The organism is Streptomyces milbemycinicus (genome assembly GCF_002154605.1).
GTDB lineage: Bacteria > Actinomycetota > Actinomycetes > Streptomycetales > Streptomycetaceae > Streptomyces > Streptomyces milbemycinicus.
On the sequence record NZ_MUNE01000108.1, the window covers coordinates 1 to 16,628 of the forward strand.

A 16,628-nucleotide genomic window follows, 5' to 3' on the forward strand; every position below is an offset into this window, starting at 1 on the left:
GGGCGGTACCGGTCCATCAGGGTTTCCCTCCCGCCCCGACCCGGGACATGATCTCGCAGAGCGCGCGGTCGTCGAAGATCCTCGAGGTCGGGATCCGCACGGTGGTCCGGCGGCTGCCCGTGACGGGGTGGCCGGCCAGGTTGGTCCAGTAGCAGCAGTGGCGCAGCGCCAGGCGGTCGTGACCGGCGCGCACCCAGTCGTCCCGGGCGCGCGGCACGATCATGACGACGAGGATCTTGTGGACCGAGACCGGGGTCCGGGCCAGTTTGATCAGGTGGTCGTTGTCGAGGGTGAAGGAGAAGGTCGGCCCGGGCGGGCGGGGGGCGATCTGGTAGGTGGCCTTGAGCTGCACCTTGATCGTCACTTCGTCGTCGACGGTGTGTCCGCGCGCGCTGTGGCTGAGGTGCCAGTCGATGCCGTGGTCGGGGAAAGGCTGCGCCAAGGAGCAGCCGGCGGCCGCCGCGACCGCGTGCAGATAGCCGACCTGCAGGGTCTCCATACAGGCGGTGGTGGCGAGGGAGCCTCGCGGCGGTGCGATCCGCTCGGACAGCAGACTGCTCGCCGGCGTGGCCGGGTCGGGCTGCGCGAACGCCATGTCGTCGAGCGCCTTCCGGAATTGCCGGATTGGTACACCTGTGTTGTCTCCGCGTCAGGAGCTCGGCAAACGGCGGCGGTTCGGCCCACTCTCGACGGGTATCACCAGGTGGGGCGGGGTCGTAGATGCCATTTGGTGAGCGAGCACGAGGAGTTGAGGCCATGCCGTCCTGGTTCGAGGGGCCTCTCGCCGCATTCGATACGGAGACCACAGGGATCGATGTAGAGCAGGACCGGATCGTGTCGGCCGCGTTGGTGGTCCAGCGGGGGGCCGGGAGTCTGCCGGAGGTCAGGCGTTGGCTGGTGAGCCCGGGGATACCGGTGCCGGAGGCCGCGAGCGCGATACATGGGCTGACCGACTCGCATCTGCAGCGGCACGGCAGGTGGCCGGCGCCGGTGGTGGACGAGGTGGCGCGGGCGCTGGCGGAGCAGGCCGCCCGGGGCACCCCGGTGGTGGTGATGAACGCGCCGTTCGATCTGACCCTGCTGGACCGGGAGTTGAAGCGGCACCGCAATGCGAGCCTGTCCACGTATGTCTCGCTGCGCTCGCTGACCGTCCTCGACCCCCGGGTGCTGGACAAGCACCTGGACCGTTATCGCAAGGGCCGCCGCACGCTCACCGATCTGTGCGCCCATTACGGCGTGGAGTTGACGGGCGCGCATGACGCGGCGGCGGACGCCACGGCCTCGCTGGAAGTGGTGCGGGCGGTGGGCCGCCGCTTCACCTCCCGGCTGGGCACGATGACGCCCGCGGAGCTGCATGACCGGCAGACGGTGTGGTACGCGGCGCAGGCCCGCGGTCTGCAGGCGTGGTTCGCGCTCAACGGCTCGCAGGAGGTGTGCGACCCGGCCTGGCCGATGCGGCCGGAGCTGCCCGCCGCGGCGTAGGCCCGCCGGATATGCGTCGAGGCCCGGATACGTGTCCAGGCCCGGATATGCGTCGAGGCCGGACCGCCTGCTGGCGGCCCGGCCTCATGAGGTGGGCGATACTGGGTTCGAACCAGTGACCTCTTCGGTGTGAACGAAGCGCTCTCCCACTGAGCTAATCGCCCCGGGTGTCCCGGTGGGGTCCTCCCCGGTGGAACGACCTGAACAATACAGGTCGCGGTCGGTTTCGTTCAAACCGAATGCGCCCCGGGCGGCGGCGCGGCCAGGTAGGCCCGCAGCCCTCGCCGCCCGCCCCGCATCATCAGCGCGTGGTTGATGCGGAAGAGGGGTCGGCCGGGGAGCGCGAGGAGGCGTAGGAGCGGCTTGCGGGCCACCACCTCCTGTTCGAAGAGAGCGCGTGCGCCGGTGCCACGCGCCTTCACGGTCCAGCGCACCCACCCCTCCAGATCACCGGAGAGCGCCAGCTCCAGCACCCCCGCCACAGGGTCCTGGCGCACCTCGCCGACGGTGACGACCAGGTCGTACGGGACCACCGAGCGGAAACGGGCGGTGCCGGTCCACTCCCCTGTCCTGACCGCCTCGCGGACCTGCGGCCACCACCGGGGATACTCGTCGCCCGCGGCGAGCAGCCGGTAGACGGCGGCGGGCGGGGCGTCGAGGTCCCAGTGGCTCCGGAAGCGGTAACGGCACCAGTCCATCTCTCCAGTCTGCGCTGGACCGGGCCCGGGAGCGGCCCCCGGGACCGGGTCCATCCGGCTCAGCCGGGCAGCTTGTCCCCGACCAGCGCGAGGTTCTGGATCGCGGCCAGCCCGTACTGGGCGGTGGAGTTGGTGGACACCCAGGCGGCCTCGACCCCGGGCTCCAGCACATCGGGCCCTTCCAGCTTGACCGTCCTCCAGTCGGTCGTGGCGTCGGGGTAGCCGTCGCCCCCGGAGAACTTCTGCCAGGCGCGTTTGATCAGCGCCTCGTCCTTGAGCTGCGCCCCCGCGTAGGCGTCGAGCCGCGAGTGGCCCTGGAAGAGCAGCAGCGAGCCGAAGTCCGTGCCGTAGCGGGCCTTCTGCTCGGCCTTGGTGGCGTTGAAGTAGCGGCAGTAGTCCAGCCACGCCTCCTTGAACTCGGGCATGTCGATCAGGTCGATCAGCTCGGCGCACATCTCGACGAGGCCGAAGACCGCGGACAGATGGGAGACGCTGACCTTCGCCTCGGTCTCGACGGCGTACTTGCCGGTGGAGAGGTCGTAGAGCCCGGAGCCCTGGACGAAGCCGTTGGGCTGGGCCGCGATGGTCTCCATGGTGCTGCGCAGTCTGGCCTCGGCCTTCTCGGCCTTGGGGCCGCGCCGCTCCCATTCGGTGAGCCACGCCCCGGCGAGCCCGCTCCAGTCGGTGCCGAAGCCGATGGACAGGGCGTGCGGGTCCGGCTCGTAGTCGGGGTCGGTGCGGACCTTGCGCAGCGGGTCGAGGACGAGGAAGGTCTCGTCGGAGTCGACGAGGGCGCTCATGATGTCGCCGACGCGCTCGTCGGCGGTGAGGTAGTAGTAGGGGCGCCGGTAGACGGCGGTGGAGATGCGCTGCTGTTTGGCGCTGTCCGCGAAGTGCTGTACGCCGTGCCGGGTGCCGAGGCCGGCCCATGTCCCGAGGTGGTAGGCGTCCACTTCGCCGGTGTGCCGGGTCATGGCCTCCGCGAACCGGAAGATGTCGGCGCGGCCGGAGCGCAGATAGGCGTACCAGAGCCATAGGTCGGGTGACAGTTCGGAGTTGTCCCAGGCGTAGCCGCCGACGTCGTACCGCCACTGGTGCCGGTCCTCGTCGTACGTGTGCATGATGTCGCCGTAGTCCCAGAAGCCGTACCAGCGGCGCTGTTCGGCCTGGCCCTTGTGGTAGGTGAAGAGGAAGTCCAGATGGTCCTCGATCTTCGCCTTGGCGGCGGTCGAGCGGTCCACGGGGGCGAACAGACCGCCGAAGACCTTGGCGCGGGCCAGATCGGCGGGTCCGGCGGCCAGTTGGGGCGGGGTGCGTACGGCGGCGGCCTGGGCGACCAGCGTCTCGGCGCTCGGCGTGGCGCCGTTGGCCCAGAACATCAGCTCGCTGGTGCGCGCGATGCCGTACGGGGTGCCGAACTTCGGCTCGTAGTCCTCGTAGGTGATGTTGAGTCCTTCGAGCTGTTCGGCGTAGGTGTCCTGGCCCATGCCGTCGTGGTAGAAGCGCAGATCCATCGGCTGGGCCTCGGGCGACCACAGCCACAGCGTGACCTCGGCCTCGTCGCCCGCGGCGCCGCGGATGTCGAGCTGGGCGGGGAACTTCTCCCAGAAGTCGCGCAGTCCGAAGGACAGTCCGCCGCTGGCACCGCCCACATAACCGAAGCCGCTCGCCCGGCCGCCTCCGCCCGCGGGGATCCAGCCGTGGCCCGGCTTGGTGCGCTTGCGCAGCGTGAAACCGTCGGCGGACAGCTGGGAGAGGGTGTAGTCGCCCCAGGTGGGGATGAGGTGCAGCCGGGTGGTCACCCGCTGGTCCCAGGTGGCCGGATCGGGCAGCTTCTCGCCCTCGAACTGGGCCTTGCGGACGGCCGCGCCGGGGTCGCGGCGCAGCCCGGTGATGCCCTTGACCGCCTCGGTCAGAAACCCCTTACCCTCGCCCGCGATCCGGATGTGCCGGTCGTACGCCTCGTCGCGCATCGGCACGGAGAAGCGCACGCCCAGACCGCGGATGAAGTCCCCCGACTCATGACCGCCGGTCTGGTCGCCGTCGAAGGTGATGGTGTGGACCATACGGAAGGAGTCGGCGCCCGCGTAGAAGTAGAGCCGGACGCTGAAGGGGAGCCAGCCGCGGCCGCCCTTGCGATGCTTGCCGTCGATACGGACGACGGCGCGGACGGGACCCTTCTGCTCGGCCTTGGCGCCGCTGATCTCGCCGTCGAACCGCTCCCACTTGGCGCTGCCGTGGTCGCCGTCGTCGATATCGCCCTGGCGGAGCAGGACGAGGCGGCCGTCGCGGGCGATCTCGGTGCCGCCCCGGGTGATGGACCGTACGAGCTTCCCGCCGTCCTTGCCGATCACGGCCTTGATCACCCCGGTGTCCACGGTGATCTTGCCGCCGCTCTCGGAGACGGTGACCTTCTCGGCGGGCGCGGCGGGTTCGCCGGCCGTCAGGCGGTACGCGGTGGCGCCGTCGAGCCCTTCCGCCGCCGCGTGCGCGGTCCACTTGAGCGAGCCGTCGGGCCAGTAGGCGGTGGCCCAGGTCTGCAGGGGCACATCCTTGCCGTCTGCCGTGGCCAGCGCGAACTTCTGGTCCGCCCGCTGGGCACCCTTCGGCCAGGGCACGCCGAACGTGCTGCCCGCGGCCGCGCCCAGGCCGCCGTCCTCCAGCCAGGTGATGTCGACAGGGTCGTCCGCCGCCTTGTCGGCCTTGTCCGTCTTGTCGGCGGCTGCGGCCTGCTGGGCGTTGCCCGCGAGCAGCCAGGAGAAGGGGGTCGCGGCGCCGGCGACGGCGGCTGCCTTGAGCACGTTGCGTCGGGGGATCGGAGACATGCGCAACCTTTCAACGGGGGTCAGGTGCGGTGCATGACGTGATTGGCTCAAGAGGGGTCGTGCTGTCAGAAGCAAGAAAGGGGTCGTGCTGTCAGAAGTGGGAGCGCCGTTCCACCGCGACGGCGCAGGCCGCGAGGGCGCCGACCGCGGGCGCGACCAGCGGCAGCAGCTGCCAGGCGGCGACGGTGACCACCGCGAGCCCGCCGACGAGCAGCAGCGACCCGCCCAGGTCGGCGCCGAGGCCGCGGCGTACGGCGGCGCGGGCCACGGCGGGCCAGCCGAGGCCGGGCCGCCACTGCGCGGCCGTACGCAGCCCGAGCACGATCACCGCGAGCGTCCCCGCCACGCTCACGGCGATCAGCGCGGGCCCGCCGGGCAGGGCCCCGGAGCGGGCCACGCGCAGATCGAAGGCGAGCAGCGCGAGGGCCGCCCACCACAGCAGGGAGAACCGCCAGCCGCTGCCCAGCGCCTCCCGCAGAGTGGAGAGGAAATCCCGCCATGTGGACCGCTCACCGTCCAAGTGGCGGCGCAGATGTGCGCACCCGGCCGCGAAGGCGGGCAGCAGGGTGACCACGGGCAGGGCGGCGAGCACCACCCACACCCCGGTCAGCAGGGACTCGGCGAACACCGAGAAGAGGAACAGCCGCGAGTCCCGCCGCGCCGCCGCCCGCCCGGTCCGTGACCGCGCGCCCGCCTCCCGTACGCCCATGGCGCCGCCCCTCAGCCCTTGAGCCCGGAGGTCGCCGCGCCCTCGACCAGATAGCGCTGGAAGGCGAGGAAGAACAGCAGCACCGGCGCCAGCGCCACCAGCGACATGGCGACCATGCCGCCGTAGTCCGCGACGGTGTCCTGGTCGATGAACATCTTCAGGGCGAGCGAGACCGTGTACTTGTCCTGGGTGTTCAGATAGAGCAGCGGTCCGATGAAGTCGTTCCAGGACCAGATGAAGCTGAAGATCGCGCTGGTGATCAGGGCGGGGCGGCACAGCGGCAGCACGATGTTCCAGTAGATGCGCAGATGGCCGCAGCCGTCGATACGGGCCGCCTCGTCCAGCTCCTTCGGCAGGTTGCGCATGAACTGCATCAGCAGGAAGACGAAGAAGGCGTCCACGGCCAGGTATTTGCCGAGCAGCAGCGGCACAAAGGTGTTGATCCAGTCCAGCTTCTGGAACAGCACATACTGCGGAATGATCAGCACCTGGAAGGGCAGCAGCAGCGTGGCGATCATGACTGAGAACAGCAGATTGCGCCCCGCGAAGCGGACCCTGGCGAAGGCGTAGGCCGCCAGGGAGCAGGAGAACAGCACCCCGACCACCGAACCCACCGCGATGATCAGCGAGTTGTAGAAGAAGCTGGTGAGCGGGATGTCGGCGATGCCCTCGGACAGCCGCCGGTAGTTGTCGGTGATGGGGTCGGTGGGCAGCAGTTGCAGACTGCCGACGATCTTGTCCCCAGGCTTGAACGAGGCCCCGATCACCCACACCACGGGGTAGAGGATCACGGCCAGCAGCGCGAGCGCGCCCACATGCCAGCCCAGGGACCGCATCCTGCGCCGGGCCGTACCGCTCAAGGCACTCACCGGGTGTCCTCCTCGTAGTGCACCCAGCCCCGCTGGGTCTTGAACAGCACCACCGTCACCAGCCCGATGCCGAGCATCAGCATCCAGGCCATCGCGGAGGCGTAGCCCATGCGCATCTGGCGGAAGCCCTGCTCGTACAGGTACCAGGTGTAGACCAGCAGCGAGTCGGCGGGACCGCCCGCCCCGGAGCCTCCGGTGCCGCCGATGACCACCGCCGAGGTGAAGATCTGGAACGAGTGGATGATCTCCAGCAGCAGATTGAAGAAGAGCACCGGGGAGATCATCGGCAGGGTGATGGAACGGAACCGGCGCCAGCGGCCCGCGCCGTCCATCTCCGCGGCCTCGTACAGCTCGCGGGGCACCTGTTTGAGCCCGGCCAGGAAGATCACCATCGGGGCGCCGAACTGCCAGACGGTCAGCGAGATGAGCGTGGGCAGCATCCAGTCCGGATCGCCGATCCAGCCGCCCACGTCCCAGCCGAAGAGACTCATCGACTTGTCGACGATCGCATCGTCCTGGAAGATCGACCGCCAGACGACGCCGATGCTGACGCTGGCGCCGATCAGGGACGGGGCGTAGAAGGCCGAGCGGTAGAAGCCCTGCCCCTTACGGGGCTTGACCAGCAGCAGCGCCACGCCGAGCGCGAACAGCAGCTTCAGCGGGGTGCCGATCAGGACGTACTTCACCGTCACATCGACCGAGGTCCACCACCGGTCGTCCCGGAACATCTCGCGGAAGTTCCTCAGGCCCACCCACTTGGGCGAGTCGAAGAGGTTGTAGTCGGTGAACGCCAGGTAGAGCGAGACGAGCATCGGGCCGAGGGTGAGCAGCAGGATCCCGATGCACCACGGCGTCAGGAAGAGATACCCGGCCAGCGTCTCCCGGCGCCCCCGCCGCCGCGCGAGGGCGGCGGCGGGGGCGGAGCGCGGGGCCTTGGCCTCCCGCGGCGCGGGGGCCTTGTGTGTGAGGCCGTCCGCCGCAGGGGTCTTGGTGGGGGTCACGGGGGATCTCCTCAGGAGCCGAGCGCGGTCTTCGCCTCGCTGAAGAACTGGTCCACGGCGTCGTCCACCGAGGTCTTGCCCTGGCTGACCTGGCCGTAGATGCGCAGGAACGCGGCCTCGGCGACATCCGCGCCGGCCGGGTGCGGAGTGATCGGCTCCAGCTTGTCGGTGACGCTCTCCTCGTACTGGGCGATCTTGGCGTTCACACCGGTGGGCTTGAACGCGTCGTACTGCGCGTTGGTGGGCAGCACCCCGCGGTTGTAGCCCATGATCTTGCCGACCTCGGGGTCATGGGTCATGAAGTCGATGAACTTCGCGACTTCCTTGGGGTGTTGGGTACGCGCGGAACCGCTCAGCATCAGCGAGGAGAGGTACTGCCCGGTCTTCTTCCCGTCCAGGGTCGGGATCGGGCCGAGGTCGAGGTCGGTCTTGGTCTCCGCCGCGAAGCGGACCAGGAAGTTGTCCCAGGTGAACTCGGCGGCGGCGAGGTCGGCGCTGATGGTGGCCTTGGGCTTGACCTGCTCGCTCTTCTTGGCCGGGACCAGCACGCCGTCCTTGTTCTTCCCGTACCAGTCGCCCCACCACTTCTTGAGGTCGTCCTCGGTGAACCCGAGCTTCTTGTCCTCGGTGAAGAAGGCCTTGCCCTGCTGGCGCAGATACAGGTCGTAGAGGTACATCACCCCGGCGTTGTCACTGGCGCCGAAGAGGTCCCCCTTGTCCTGGCTGATCTTCTCGGCCGCGGAGAAGAACTGGTCCCAGGTCCAGCCGTCCTTGGGGGTCACCCCGACCTTCTTGAACTCGGCGGGGTTGTAGAACATGGCGAAGGTGTTGACGCCGACCGGCACGCCGTAGAGCTTGCCGTCGACCTCACCGGCCTTCTCCAGACCGGCCCGGAAGTCCTTCATGCTCAGGTTTCCGGCCTTCACCTGCTGATTCAGATCGAGCAGGATGTTCTTCTCGCCGTACTTGCGCAGAAAAGCGACGGAATTCTGGAAGACATCGGGCGGGTTTCCGCCCGCGGCCTGGGTATTGAACTTGCTCCAGAAGTCGGCGTACTCGGCGAAGTCCGTCTTCACCTTGATCTTCGGATACTTCTTCTCAAACAGCTTGACCGTCTTCTGGATCAGCTCGGCGCGGTCCTTCGCGCCCCACCAGGAGTAGCGGATGGTCACCGTGCCATCGCCCGAGCCCCCGCCGTTCCCACCGCATCCCGACGCCAGCAGCCCCAGCCCCAGCAGCCCCACCGCGGCCGCCCGCAGCCCTCTGCTCCCTCGCACCCATCGAGCACTCATGAGACGCCCCTCCCGGGCAGGTCGTCCGACTGCCCAACGAGCCTTCACATCAATGATCCTTGAAACGTTTTAGGCAAGCGCTTGCCGGGCTAAGTTAGGGACGCAGTCGGCGGACGTCAACGGTTCGGACAGGATCAGTCGAAGCGCTTCACCGAAGCGCCGGGATCCGGCCATCACTGCGCGTAACAACACCGAGGGCCCGGAGGCATCAAGCCTCCGGGCCCTCGGTTGCAGGGTGGGCGATACTGGGTTCGAACCAGTGACCTCTTCGGTGTGAACGAAGCGCTCTCCCACTGAGCTAATCGCCCTGGCGCACGCCCAACATTAGCGCATGCCGGACCGTGCCCATGACCAGTGCACTCGGCACCGCACCCCGGCCATGCTCATGACCAGCCGCATCCGCGCCCCTTCGGCTCGCCCCCAGCTACCGCCGGGAGGTGCCCCCGGCCGGCGGCCGGCCCGCGCCCGTCACTCCTTGATCTTCCAGGGCATGACGAGCCCGAACTTCCACACATACACCGCCATGGCCGCGGCGCAAATCACCACGGCGATCGTGGTCAGAATGATGTTCCGCTTGCGCACCCGGGGATCCAGGGCGCGCTGGGCCGCCTCCGTGACCTTCCGCTTGGTCCAGCGCAGCACCAGCTGGGCCCAGACGAACTCGGTGGCCCAGATCGCCATACCGGCGAAGATCACCAGCCATCCGGGCCCTGGCAGCGGCAGCATGATGATGCCGATGACCACCACCGCGAGCCCGACCAGGAACACCCCGACCTGCCAGCTCAGATGCAACGCCCGGGACCTCTGGATGAAGTGCGGCGCCCGCGAGCCGAAGACCGGCTCACCAGAAGCACCTTCCCCCGCCGCGGCCCCGGAAGCCGCCGATCCGGCGACGTCCTGCCGCTCGTCACTCTCCGCGTTCATGTGACCCAACTTACCTGATCGAAAAGAGTTCACCGGAATGGCGGTACCGACCACCCGGAGACTCCGCTGCTAGAGCTACTAGAAGGACCACAAAACGGGCAGAGGGGTTTACAACGGCACCGTAGGTGGCATGTCGATTTCGCCGACGTGCGAATCCCCGAGCGCACACTGAGCGAAAGGCCCTGGCGCTTATGAACACCACGGTCAGCTGCGAGCTGCACCTGCGCCTCGTTGTGTCGAGCGAGTCGTCACTGCCTGTACCCGCGGGCCTGCGGTACGACACGGCCGATCCCTACGCCGTGCACGCCACCTTCCACACCGGAGCCGAAGAGACGGTCGAGTGGGTCTTCGCCCGCGACCTGCTCGCCGAGGGCCTGCACCGGCCCACAGGCACCGGCGACGTCCGCGTGTGGCCGTCCCGCAGTCATGGCCAGGGCGTCGTCTGCATCGCCCTGAGCTCCCCGGAAGGAGAGGCTCTGCTCGAGGCCCCGGCGCGGGCCCTGGAGTCCTTCCTCAAGCGAACCGACGCTGCGGTGCCACCCGGCACCGAGCACCGCCACTTCGACCTCGACACGGAACTCTCCCACATCCTGGCGGAGAGCTGAGCCCCGGCGAGCGCTGAGCGCGGCCGTCCGACTCGGGGAGACGGCGCGAGCCCGGCCGCGGCATGCAGGCAGCGACATCAACGTCATGTCGATATCGACAACGGCAGACAACGGCATATGGCAGCAGGCGACGGTGTCGTCGCCGCGGAGTGGTCCGCGGCGACGGCACCGTCGTCTCGTATGGTCGTACGGCGTCTGGTCGTACGGCGTCACCGGTTGTTGGTGATCACCGTTGTCAGCGGTCACCAGTTGTCATGGGCGGTTGTCATACGGGCCGTAGTTGTCACACATGGGGGCGGACGCCGCTAGAGTCGGTCAGATCGAAGGGCAGGCGAGAGCAGCCTCCGATCCGGCCGGCCAGGGAGCCAACCGTGCTGATCAACCACGACACCCGGTGCGCGCTCGACGCGGTCGTCGCTCTGGTGAACACCACGCCCGAAGGTGAGGGCCCGGACGACCTCGCGGACGTCGCCGTGCTGCGCCGCTTCGTGGCGCAGCACGCCATCAGCGACGTCGGCACGCTCGGGGAGCGGGACCTGGTGGCCGTACGGGCGGTGCGCGCCCGATTCGCCGAGGTGTTCGCCGCGGCCGATTCCCGGCGCGCCGCCGAACTGCTCAACGCGATGGTCGCCGCGGCCGGCACCACCCCCCGGCTCACCGACCACGACAGCTACGACTGGCATGTGCACTACTTCGCCCCAGGGGCGTCCCTGGCCGAGCACCTGGCCGCCGACGGCGGTATGGCGCTCGCGTTCCTCGTGGTGGCGGGCGAGCGGGAGCGGCTGCGGCGCTGCGAGGCGCCGGATTGCGGGCATGCCTTCGTCGACCTCTCGCGCAACCGATCACGGCGCTACTGCGACAGCCGCACCTGCGGCAATCGCTTGCATGTGGCCGCCTATCGCGCCCGGCGCCGGGAGGCGGCAGCGGGCTGAGGCCGCGTCGACGGTCGTGCTGACGATGGCGGTGCCGACGGCGGCGCCTCCGGGGGCGGTGGCGGTCACCACCGGTAGAGGTCGTGGACGGCGGTGACGAAGAGCAGGGTGAATATGAACGCGAGGAACAGCATCAGCGGTGGCTGGGAAAGGGCGAAGAGACAGCCACGCGGCTCTTCGCTCGGCGGTGCAGGGGGTCGTTCGATAGGGGATCGCTCCCCGGGTGATTGCAGCATCTCGCGCAAGATCATGGCGCAGGGGGACCCCGCCTGCGACCGGAGAGCTGGTATTGACCGGTTGGGCGTCAGATTCCGTGCTTTTTGAGAATGGCCTCGATATCCGAGAAGTCGTCCGTGCCCGAGCTGCCTCCGGACTTGGCCGCGCCCCTGGATCCCCGCAGCCCGCCGCCCGCGCCCAGCGCGGGGGCCTGAGCCCCGCCCCGCTCCGCCGCCGCGGCGGCGCGCCGCTCCTTGCGGGTGCCACCGCCCCGGCGCTCCACCGCCCGGGTCACCATGAACAGCAGCCAGGACAGGCCGAGCACCCCGAAGCCCAGCCACACGCTCGGCTTGAAAACCAGATCGGCGATCCAGTCCAGGATGCCCGTCATCGCCAGCCCCACCGGCAGCAGCGCGTAGGCGGCGATACGGGTCGCGGCCAGGAAACGCTTGCGGTACGCCGTCACAAAGGCGACCGCGAGTCCCGCCGCGGACGCCGCGGCGCAGACGGTGTCGGTCAGCATCGGGTCCTCCTGGCGATCGGATACCTGGGATCGGGTCCCGGGTATCCATCGTGCACCCTCAGGGCGGTATCCCGACCTTCCCGGGGACGAGGATCAGGGACATCTCCGGGGAACGGCTCCTCCCCTGGGCCGAGTCCGCATCCGCGGGTCCGGTCCCCGGGGCCGAGTCCGCGGCGCAGCCCTCACGGGCCGAGGCTTCCCGTCCTGATTCGGAGGACGCGGCTCCGGGCTGGAAGACTGACCCCATGAGCGACCCCCAGCCTGCCAGGCCCGCTGAACCCGCCGAGCCGATCATGCTCGATGTGTGGTGCGAGCTCCAGTGCCCCGACTGCCGTAGCTCACAGACCGATCTGCACGCGCTGCGCGCCCGCTACGGCGACGCCCTGGAGATCCGCATACGGCATTTCCCGCTGGAGAAGCACAAGCACGCCCACGCGGCCGCCCAGGCCCTCGAGGAGGCCATCGTGCAGGGCCGGGGCTGGCCGTACGCCGAGGCCGTCCTGGCCCGCGCCGAGGAGCTGGGAGCGCGTGGCGAGGTGCTGCTGGTGGAGATGGCGCGGGAGCTGGGTCTTGACGCCGAGGAGATGGACACCGCGCTGATCGACGGGCGGCACATCCTGATCGTGGACGCGGACCAGGCCGAGGGCAAGGCGATCGGGGTGAGCGGCACCCCGACGTATGTGATCGGCGGCGAGCGGCTGGACGGCGGGAAGAGCCAGGAGGGCCTGCGCGAGCGCATCGAGGCGATCGCCGACCGGCTGCTCGCCGGCGGCTGAGCCAGGGACCGGGCCGAGCGCTCCGGGGGGAGCGCCAGCCGGTGCCCCCCGGGTGGGCGTCAGCCGGTGTCCCGGGGGGCGTCAGCCGGTGTCCCTGGGCTCAGAGCAGCTGCTTGAACAGGTGGTACTCGGTCGGCCGGTAGCCAAGCGACTCGTACAGCCGCAGCGCCGGGGCGTTGCCGCCGAAGACATGCAGCCCGATCGTGCGGGCCCCCGCCGCCAGGCCGTCTCGCTCGGCGGCCAGCATGAGCGTACGGCCGTGGCCGTGGCCGCGGTGCTCCTCGGCGACCTCGACGCCGTAGACATAGCCCTCGAGGGCGCCCGCTGCCTCCGCCGCCTCCTCGGGGCGTATCGCCAGCCACACGGTGCCCACGTCCGTACCGTCGTGAGCGAGGACGCGCAGCAGGGCGCCGGGCGTCGCGGGGCCGTCCGGCAGCAGGGTCGCGTAGGCGGCGTCCGCCTTGGCCCGCGCCGCTTCCTCGGCCACTCCCCGATCCGTCCAGCTACGGATGTACTCGGCCCGCTCGTGCTCGAACCAGGCCGGGTATTCCGCCTCCCCCATGGCCCGCACCTCGCTGCCCGGCGGCAGCTCGGGCGCCTCGGACAGCTCCTTGACCATGTTGCGGCCGCGCTCGCTGAAGCCGAGCGCGCCCGCGAGCCCGAGCGCGGTCGTGGTCTGCGCCGGGATGCTGACCTCAACCTGCGTACAGCCCCAGCCGCGCAGCACCTCCTCGGCGGCCAGCGCGGCGACCGTGCCCCGGCCGCGGTGGCGGTCCGGCTCATCGATGTCCAGCCGCTCGATCCGCCCCACCTCCGGGCCCAGCCGGTCGTCCGTGGCGAGGTGGAGCGAGCCGACGGGGCGGCCGTTGACACACACCTCGTACGAGCGGGCCCGCCCGCCCGCGTCGGTGCGCTGTTCCGGCCCGGTGGGCCGCAGGATGGTGGTCACGATGGTGTTCTACCTGGCTCGCCGACGATCGTCACCATGTTTTCCGTACCTCCCCCGAGCGGCGACCCGCCCGCCGCCCGGGGACTGTTGGCCGGCTCAGGGGTCGAGGTCGTCGGCCGCCCGCTCGGCGAAGATACGCATCGCCTCCCCGGTGACCGGTCCCGGCGCGCCCGACAACGGCCGGTCGTCCAGCCGGTGGACGGCCTGGACGTCCCGGGTGGTGGAGGTCAGGAAGATCTCTTCCGCCCGCTCCAGTACGTCGAAGGGCAGATCGGTCTCCTTCGCCCCCACCCAGTCGAGCACGAGCTGTCGCGTGATGCCCGCGAGGCAGCCGGAGGCCAGGGGCGGGGTGTGCAGCTCGCCGTCGAGGACCACGAAGACATTGGAGCCGGTGCCCTCGCACAGCCGCCCGACCGTGTTGCCGAACAGCGCCTCGCTCGCACCGTGCTCCCGGGCCCGGGCGAGCGCCACGACGTTCTCGCCGTACGAGGTGGTCTTCAGGCCGGCCAGCGCCCCGCGCTCGTTACGGGTCCAGGGGACCGTGACCACCGCCGTCGTATCGGGCCGCCGGTCGGTGTCGACGAGCGCGACGACCAGCGTGGGGCCCGCCGTGCCCCGGTCCGAGCCGAGCGGTGAGACCCCTCCCGTGTAGGTGATCCGCAGCCGCCCGAGGGGCGCGGGGTTGGCGTGCAGCACCGCCTCGCAGGCGCGCCGCACCTCGTCCAGGTCCGGTTCCGGCAGCCCGAGGCCGCGGGCCGAGCCGGCCAGCCGGTGCAGATGGCGGGTGAGGGCGAAGGCGCGTCCGTCGACTGCCTTGACCGTCTCGAAGACGCCGTCGCCGACCGTCAGTCCATGGTCGAAGACGGACACCTGTGCGCTGTCGGCCTCGCGCAGCGAGCCGTCGAGCCAGATGGCGAGCGTCATCGTGCGATGCCTCCCGTCGGCTGGTATGCGCCCGCCGCCACCTTGAGCAGCCGGGCGGCCTTGAGTTCGGTTTCGTCCCATTCGCGCTCCGGGTCGGAGCCCCAGGTGATGCCCGCCCCGGTGCCGAAGCGCAGCGCGGGGCCGCCGGCCGCCGCGCGGTCGATCCAGAAGGTCCGTATCCCCACCGCCAGCTCGCCGGTGCCGCGGTCGGCGTCCACCCAGCCGATGCCTCCGCAGTACGGGCCGCGGGGCGCGGTCTCCAACTCTTCAATGATGCGCAGCGCGCTGGACTTGGGCGCCCCGGTGACGGATCCGGGCGGAAACGCCGCCGCGAACAGCTCAGGCCAGCCCGCACCGGCAGCCAGTTCGCCGCGCACGGTGGAGACGAGGTGGACAAGACCGGGGTGCGGCTCGACCGCGCACAGCGCGGGGACGGTCACCGTCCCGGTGGCGCAGCACCGGCCCAGGTCGTTGCGGACCAGGTCCACGATCATCACGTTCTCGGCGTGGTCCTTCTCCAGCAGGTCCGCCGCCGCGCGCCCGGTGCCCTTGATCGGGCCGGATTCGACGACCCGCCCGTCCCGCCGCAGAAACAGCTCGGGCGAGGCCGTGGCGACCTCCACGCCATGCGCGGGCAGCCGGACGGTCCCGGCGTACGGGGCGGGGTTGCCCAGGGCCAGCAGCGCGGTGAGCTCGTCCACATCGGAGCGGTCGGGCTCGGGCAGCGGCGCGGACATGACCCGGCACAGGTTCGCCTGGTACACCTCGCCCGCCGCTATGTAGCGCCGGATGCGCCGTACGCCCTCGGTGTAGGCGGCGTGGTCCAGCGATGAGGTCCAGTCCCCGGGGGCGGGACCCGACCAGCCGCCGGGCGTCGGGGCCGGCACGGGCTCGGGCCGTACGTCCGCGAAGCGGGCGCAGACCAAGCCGCCCTCGAAGTCGGCGACCACCGCCCAGAAACCCTCGGATTCCAGAGCCGCGGGGTCGCTGGTCACATCACACAGATCGGTGGCGACGAGGCCGCCGAAGCGGGCGAGAGGGGGGAGCTCGTACACGGTTGCGAGTCTAGGGCGGGCGCCTTGGCGGTGTGGTGGGAGGGCGTACCGACCGCGGCCCACGGCGGCACGCTGCGGAAACGGAGGGAGCATGGTGAGCAAACGGAATTTGAGCTGGCCCCGGAATCCGCTAGAGTTCAACACGTCGCCGGGACGCGGGAGCGCCCCGGAGAAACGACACCTGCGGACGTGGCTCAGTTGGTAGAGCATCACCTTGCCAAGGTGAGGGTCGCGAGTTCGAATCTCGTCGTCCGCTCGGAGTGGGGGTTTCGGCCCCTGCGTCTGGTGGAGTGGCCGAGAGGCGAGGCAACGGCCTGCAAAGCCGTCTACACGGGTTCAAATCCCGTCTCCACCTCGGACGATTAGCTCAGCGGGAGAGCGCTTCCCTGACACGGAAGAGGTCACTGGTTCAATCCCAGTATCGTCCACTCGGGCCCTTGCGGGCCCGCCCGCGCGATTAGCTCAGCGGGAGAGCGCTTCCCTGACACGGAAGAGGTCACTGGTTCAATCCCAGTATCGCGCACACCGCGGTTCCGCGATCTCCGTCGTGGTTCCTCAGGACGATTAGCTCAGCGGGAGNNTTCAATCCCAGTATCGTCCACATGATCGGCCGAGGGCCGGGGCATCTCGCCCCGGCCCTCAGTCGTATGCGCTCAGGAAGAGAAGAGCATGCGCCCGAAGCTGCGGTGCTGCTTGTGGTGCCCGTGGTGACCGTGCTGCGGGGCACCCCAGGCGGGGGCGGGGGCGGCCGGGTACGCCTGAGCGGCCGGCGGCACCGGAGGTGCGGGCGGAGCCTGCGTGGACCACTGCGACTCGAGCCGGGTCAGCGCCTCCAGCTCCCCGTAGTC

18 protein-coding genes and 6 tRNA genes are annotated in these 16,628 nt (G+C 70.0%); 8 read left to right on the top strand and 16 right to left on the bottom strand.

What is annotated here, in order from left to right; translation table 11 throughout:
• Positions 1–16 precede the first annotated feature (16 nt).
• Entirely contained in the window at positions 17–595 is a 579-nt protein-coding gene (locus CCN51_RS09585) for a DUF4365 domain-containing protein (protein ID WP_014175010.1), read from the bottom strand.
• A gap of 161 nt (positions 596–756) precedes the next feature.
• Here CCN51_RS09585 and CCN51_RS09590 point away from each other — a divergent pair, with 161 nt between their 5' ends.
• Complete coding sequence (locus CCN51_RS09590) at positions 757–1,482, top strand: 3'-5' exonuclease (RefSeq protein ID WP_014175011.1); 726 nt, start codon at positions 757–759, stop codon at positions 1,480–1,482.
• A 92-nt stretch (positions 1,483–1,574) separates the two neighbouring features.
• Here CCN51_RS09590 and CCN51_RS09595 read toward each other — a convergent pair.
• The 9 genes from CCN51_RS09595 to CCN51_RS09635 all read right to left on the bottom strand — a co-directional run bounded on the left by CCN51_RS09595 (position 1,575) and on the right by CCN51_RS09635 (position 9,800).
• A tRNA-Val gene (locus CCN51_RS09595) sits at positions 1,575–1,646 on the bottom strand.
• A gap of 66 nt (positions 1,647–1,712) precedes the next feature.
• Positions 1,713–2,180: an SRPBCC family protein gene (locus tag CCN51_RS09600; protein WP_014175012.1), complete on the bottom strand. Its 468-nt coding sequence runs from the start codon at positions 2,178–2,180 to the stop codon at positions 1,713–1,715.
• A gap of 59 nt (positions 2,181–2,239) precedes the next feature.
• Complete coding sequence (locus tag CCN51_RS09605) at positions 2,240–5,005, bottom strand: exo-rhamnogalacturonan lyase family protein (protein WP_014175013.1); 2,766 nt, start codon at positions 5,003–5,005, stop codon at positions 2,240–2,242.
• 91 nt (positions 5,006–5,096) lie between these two features.
• Positions 5,097–5,714 (bottom strand): DUF624 domain-containing protein, encoded by a 618-nt coding sequence (locus CCN51_RS09610; RefSeq protein WP_014175014.1) that lies wholly within the window; start codon positions 5,712–5,714, stop codon positions 5,097–5,099.
• Between the two features lie 11 nt (positions 5,715–5,725).
• Positions 5,726–6,550, bottom strand: coding sequence for a carbohydrate ABC transporter permease (locus CCN51_RS09615; RefSeq protein WP_014175015.1), 825 nt, complete (start codon positions 6,548–6,550; stop codon positions 5,726–5,728).
• A gap of 29 nt (positions 6,551–6,579) precedes the next feature.
• A complete protein-coding gene (locus CCN51_RS09620; protein WP_014175016.1) occupies positions 6,580–7,584 on the bottom strand; it encodes a carbohydrate ABC transporter permease in 1,005 nt (334 codons plus the stop codon).
• 11 nt (positions 7,585–7,595) lie between these two features.
• Positions 7,596–8,876, bottom strand: a complete 1,281-nt coding sequence (locus CCN51_RS09625; protein ID WP_043486421.1) for an ABC transporter substrate-binding protein — start codon at positions 8,874–8,876, stop codon at positions 7,596–7,598.
• A gap of 236 nt (positions 8,877–9,112) precedes the next feature.
• Positions 9,113–9,184: transfer RNA gene (locus tag CCN51_RS09630), tRNA-Val, on the bottom strand.
• Positions 9,185–9,344: 160 nt separating this feature from the next.
• Positions 9,345–9,800, bottom strand: a complete 456-nt coding sequence (locus CCN51_RS09635; RefSeq protein WP_014175018.1) for a TIGR02611 family protein — start codon at positions 9,798–9,800, stop codon at positions 9,345–9,347.
• 191 nt (positions 9,801–9,991) lie between these two features.
• Here CCN51_RS09635 and CCN51_RS09640 point away from each other — a divergent pair, with 191 nt between their 5' ends.
• Both CCN51_RS09640 and CCN51_RS09645 read left to right on the top strand, forming a co-directional pair.
• Positions 9,992–10,405 (top strand): SsgA family sporulation/cell division regulator, encoded by a 414-nt coding sequence (locus CCN51_RS09640; RefSeq protein WP_003959770.1) that lies wholly within the window; start codon positions 9,992–9,994, stop codon positions 10,403–10,405.
• A gap of 371 nt (positions 10,406–10,776) precedes the next feature.
• Positions 10,777–11,337, top strand: coding sequence for a CGNR zinc finger domain-containing protein (locus CCN51_RS09645; protein WP_014175019.1), 561 nt, complete (start codon positions 10,777–10,779; stop codon positions 11,335–11,337).
• Positions 11,338–11,402: 65 nt separating this feature from the next.
• On the opposite strand, the gene CCN51_RS55780 is transcribed toward CCN51_RS09645, so the two are convergent.
• Complete coding sequence (locus tag CCN51_RS55780; RefSeq protein WP_170061298.1) at positions 11,403–11,573, bottom strand: hypothetical protein; 171 nt, start codon at positions 11,571–11,573, stop codon at positions 11,403–11,405.
• A gap of 68 nt (positions 11,574–11,641) precedes the next feature.
• Positions 11,642–12,076, bottom strand: coding sequence for a hypothetical protein (locus CCN51_RS09655; RefSeq protein WP_014175020.1), 435 nt, complete (start codon positions 12,074–12,076; stop codon positions 11,642–11,644).
• Between the two features lie 245 nt (positions 12,077–12,321).
• On the opposite strand from CCN51_RS09655, the gene CCN51_RS09660 reads away from it, so the two are divergent.
• Positions 12,322–12,852 (top strand): DsbA family protein, encoded by a 531-nt coding sequence (locus CCN51_RS09660; RefSeq protein WP_014175021.1) that lies wholly within the window; start codon positions 12,322–12,324, stop codon positions 12,850–12,852.
• A gap of 100 nt (positions 12,853–12,952) precedes the next feature.
• On the opposite strand, the gene CCN51_RS09665 is transcribed toward CCN51_RS09660, so the two are convergent.
• The 3 genes from CCN51_RS09665 to CCN51_RS09675 all read right to left on the bottom strand — a co-directional run bounded on the left by CCN51_RS09665 (position 12,953) and on the right by CCN51_RS09675 (position 15,780).
• Complete coding sequence (locus CCN51_RS09665) at positions 12,953–13,801, bottom strand: GNAT family N-acetyltransferase (protein ID WP_014175022.1); 849 nt, start codon at positions 13,799–13,801, stop codon at positions 12,953–12,955.
• A gap of 96 nt (positions 13,802–13,897) precedes the next feature.
• A complete protein-coding gene (locus CCN51_RS09670; protein ID WP_014175023.1) occupies positions 13,898–14,725 on the bottom strand; it encodes an aminotransferase class IV in 828 nt (275 codons plus the stop codon).
• Positions 14,722–15,780 carry a chorismate-binding protein gene (locus CCN51_RS09675; RefSeq protein WP_014175024.1) on the bottom strand — a complete coding sequence of 353 codons (1,059 nt, stop codon included), beginning with the start codon at positions 15,778–15,780 and terminating at the stop codon, positions 14,722–14,724. Before CCN51_RS09675 ends, CCN51_RS09670 begins: the two co-directional genes overlap by 4 nt.
• A 183-nt stretch (positions 15,781–15,963) precedes the next feature.
• Between CCN51_RS09675 and CCN51_RS09680 the strand changes: the two genes are divergently transcribed.
• The 4 genes from CCN51_RS09680 (at position 15,964) to CCN51_RS09695 (ending at position 16,303) form a co-directional block, all read left to right on the top strand.
• Positions 15,964–16,036 (top strand) — tRNA-Gly (locus CCN51_RS09680).
• 28 nt (positions 16,037–16,064) lie between these two features.
• Positions 16,065–16,135, top strand: a tRNA-Cys gene (locus CCN51_RS09685).
• Position 16,136: 1 nt separating this feature from the next.
• Positions 16,137–16,208, top strand: a tRNA-Val gene (locus tag CCN51_RS09690).
• A 23-nt stretch (positions 16,209–16,231) separates the two neighbouring features.
• Positions 16,232–16,303 (top strand) — tRNA-Val (locus CCN51_RS09695).
• Positions 16,304–16,433: 130 nt separating this feature from the next.
• On the opposite strand, the gene CCN51_RS09700 is transcribed toward CCN51_RS09695, so the two are convergent.
• Positions 16,434–16,628, bottom strand: a 195-nt coding sequence (locus CCN51_RS09700; protein WP_086859444.1) for a zf-TFIIB domain containing protein, incomplete at its 5' end; no start/stop codon positions are given.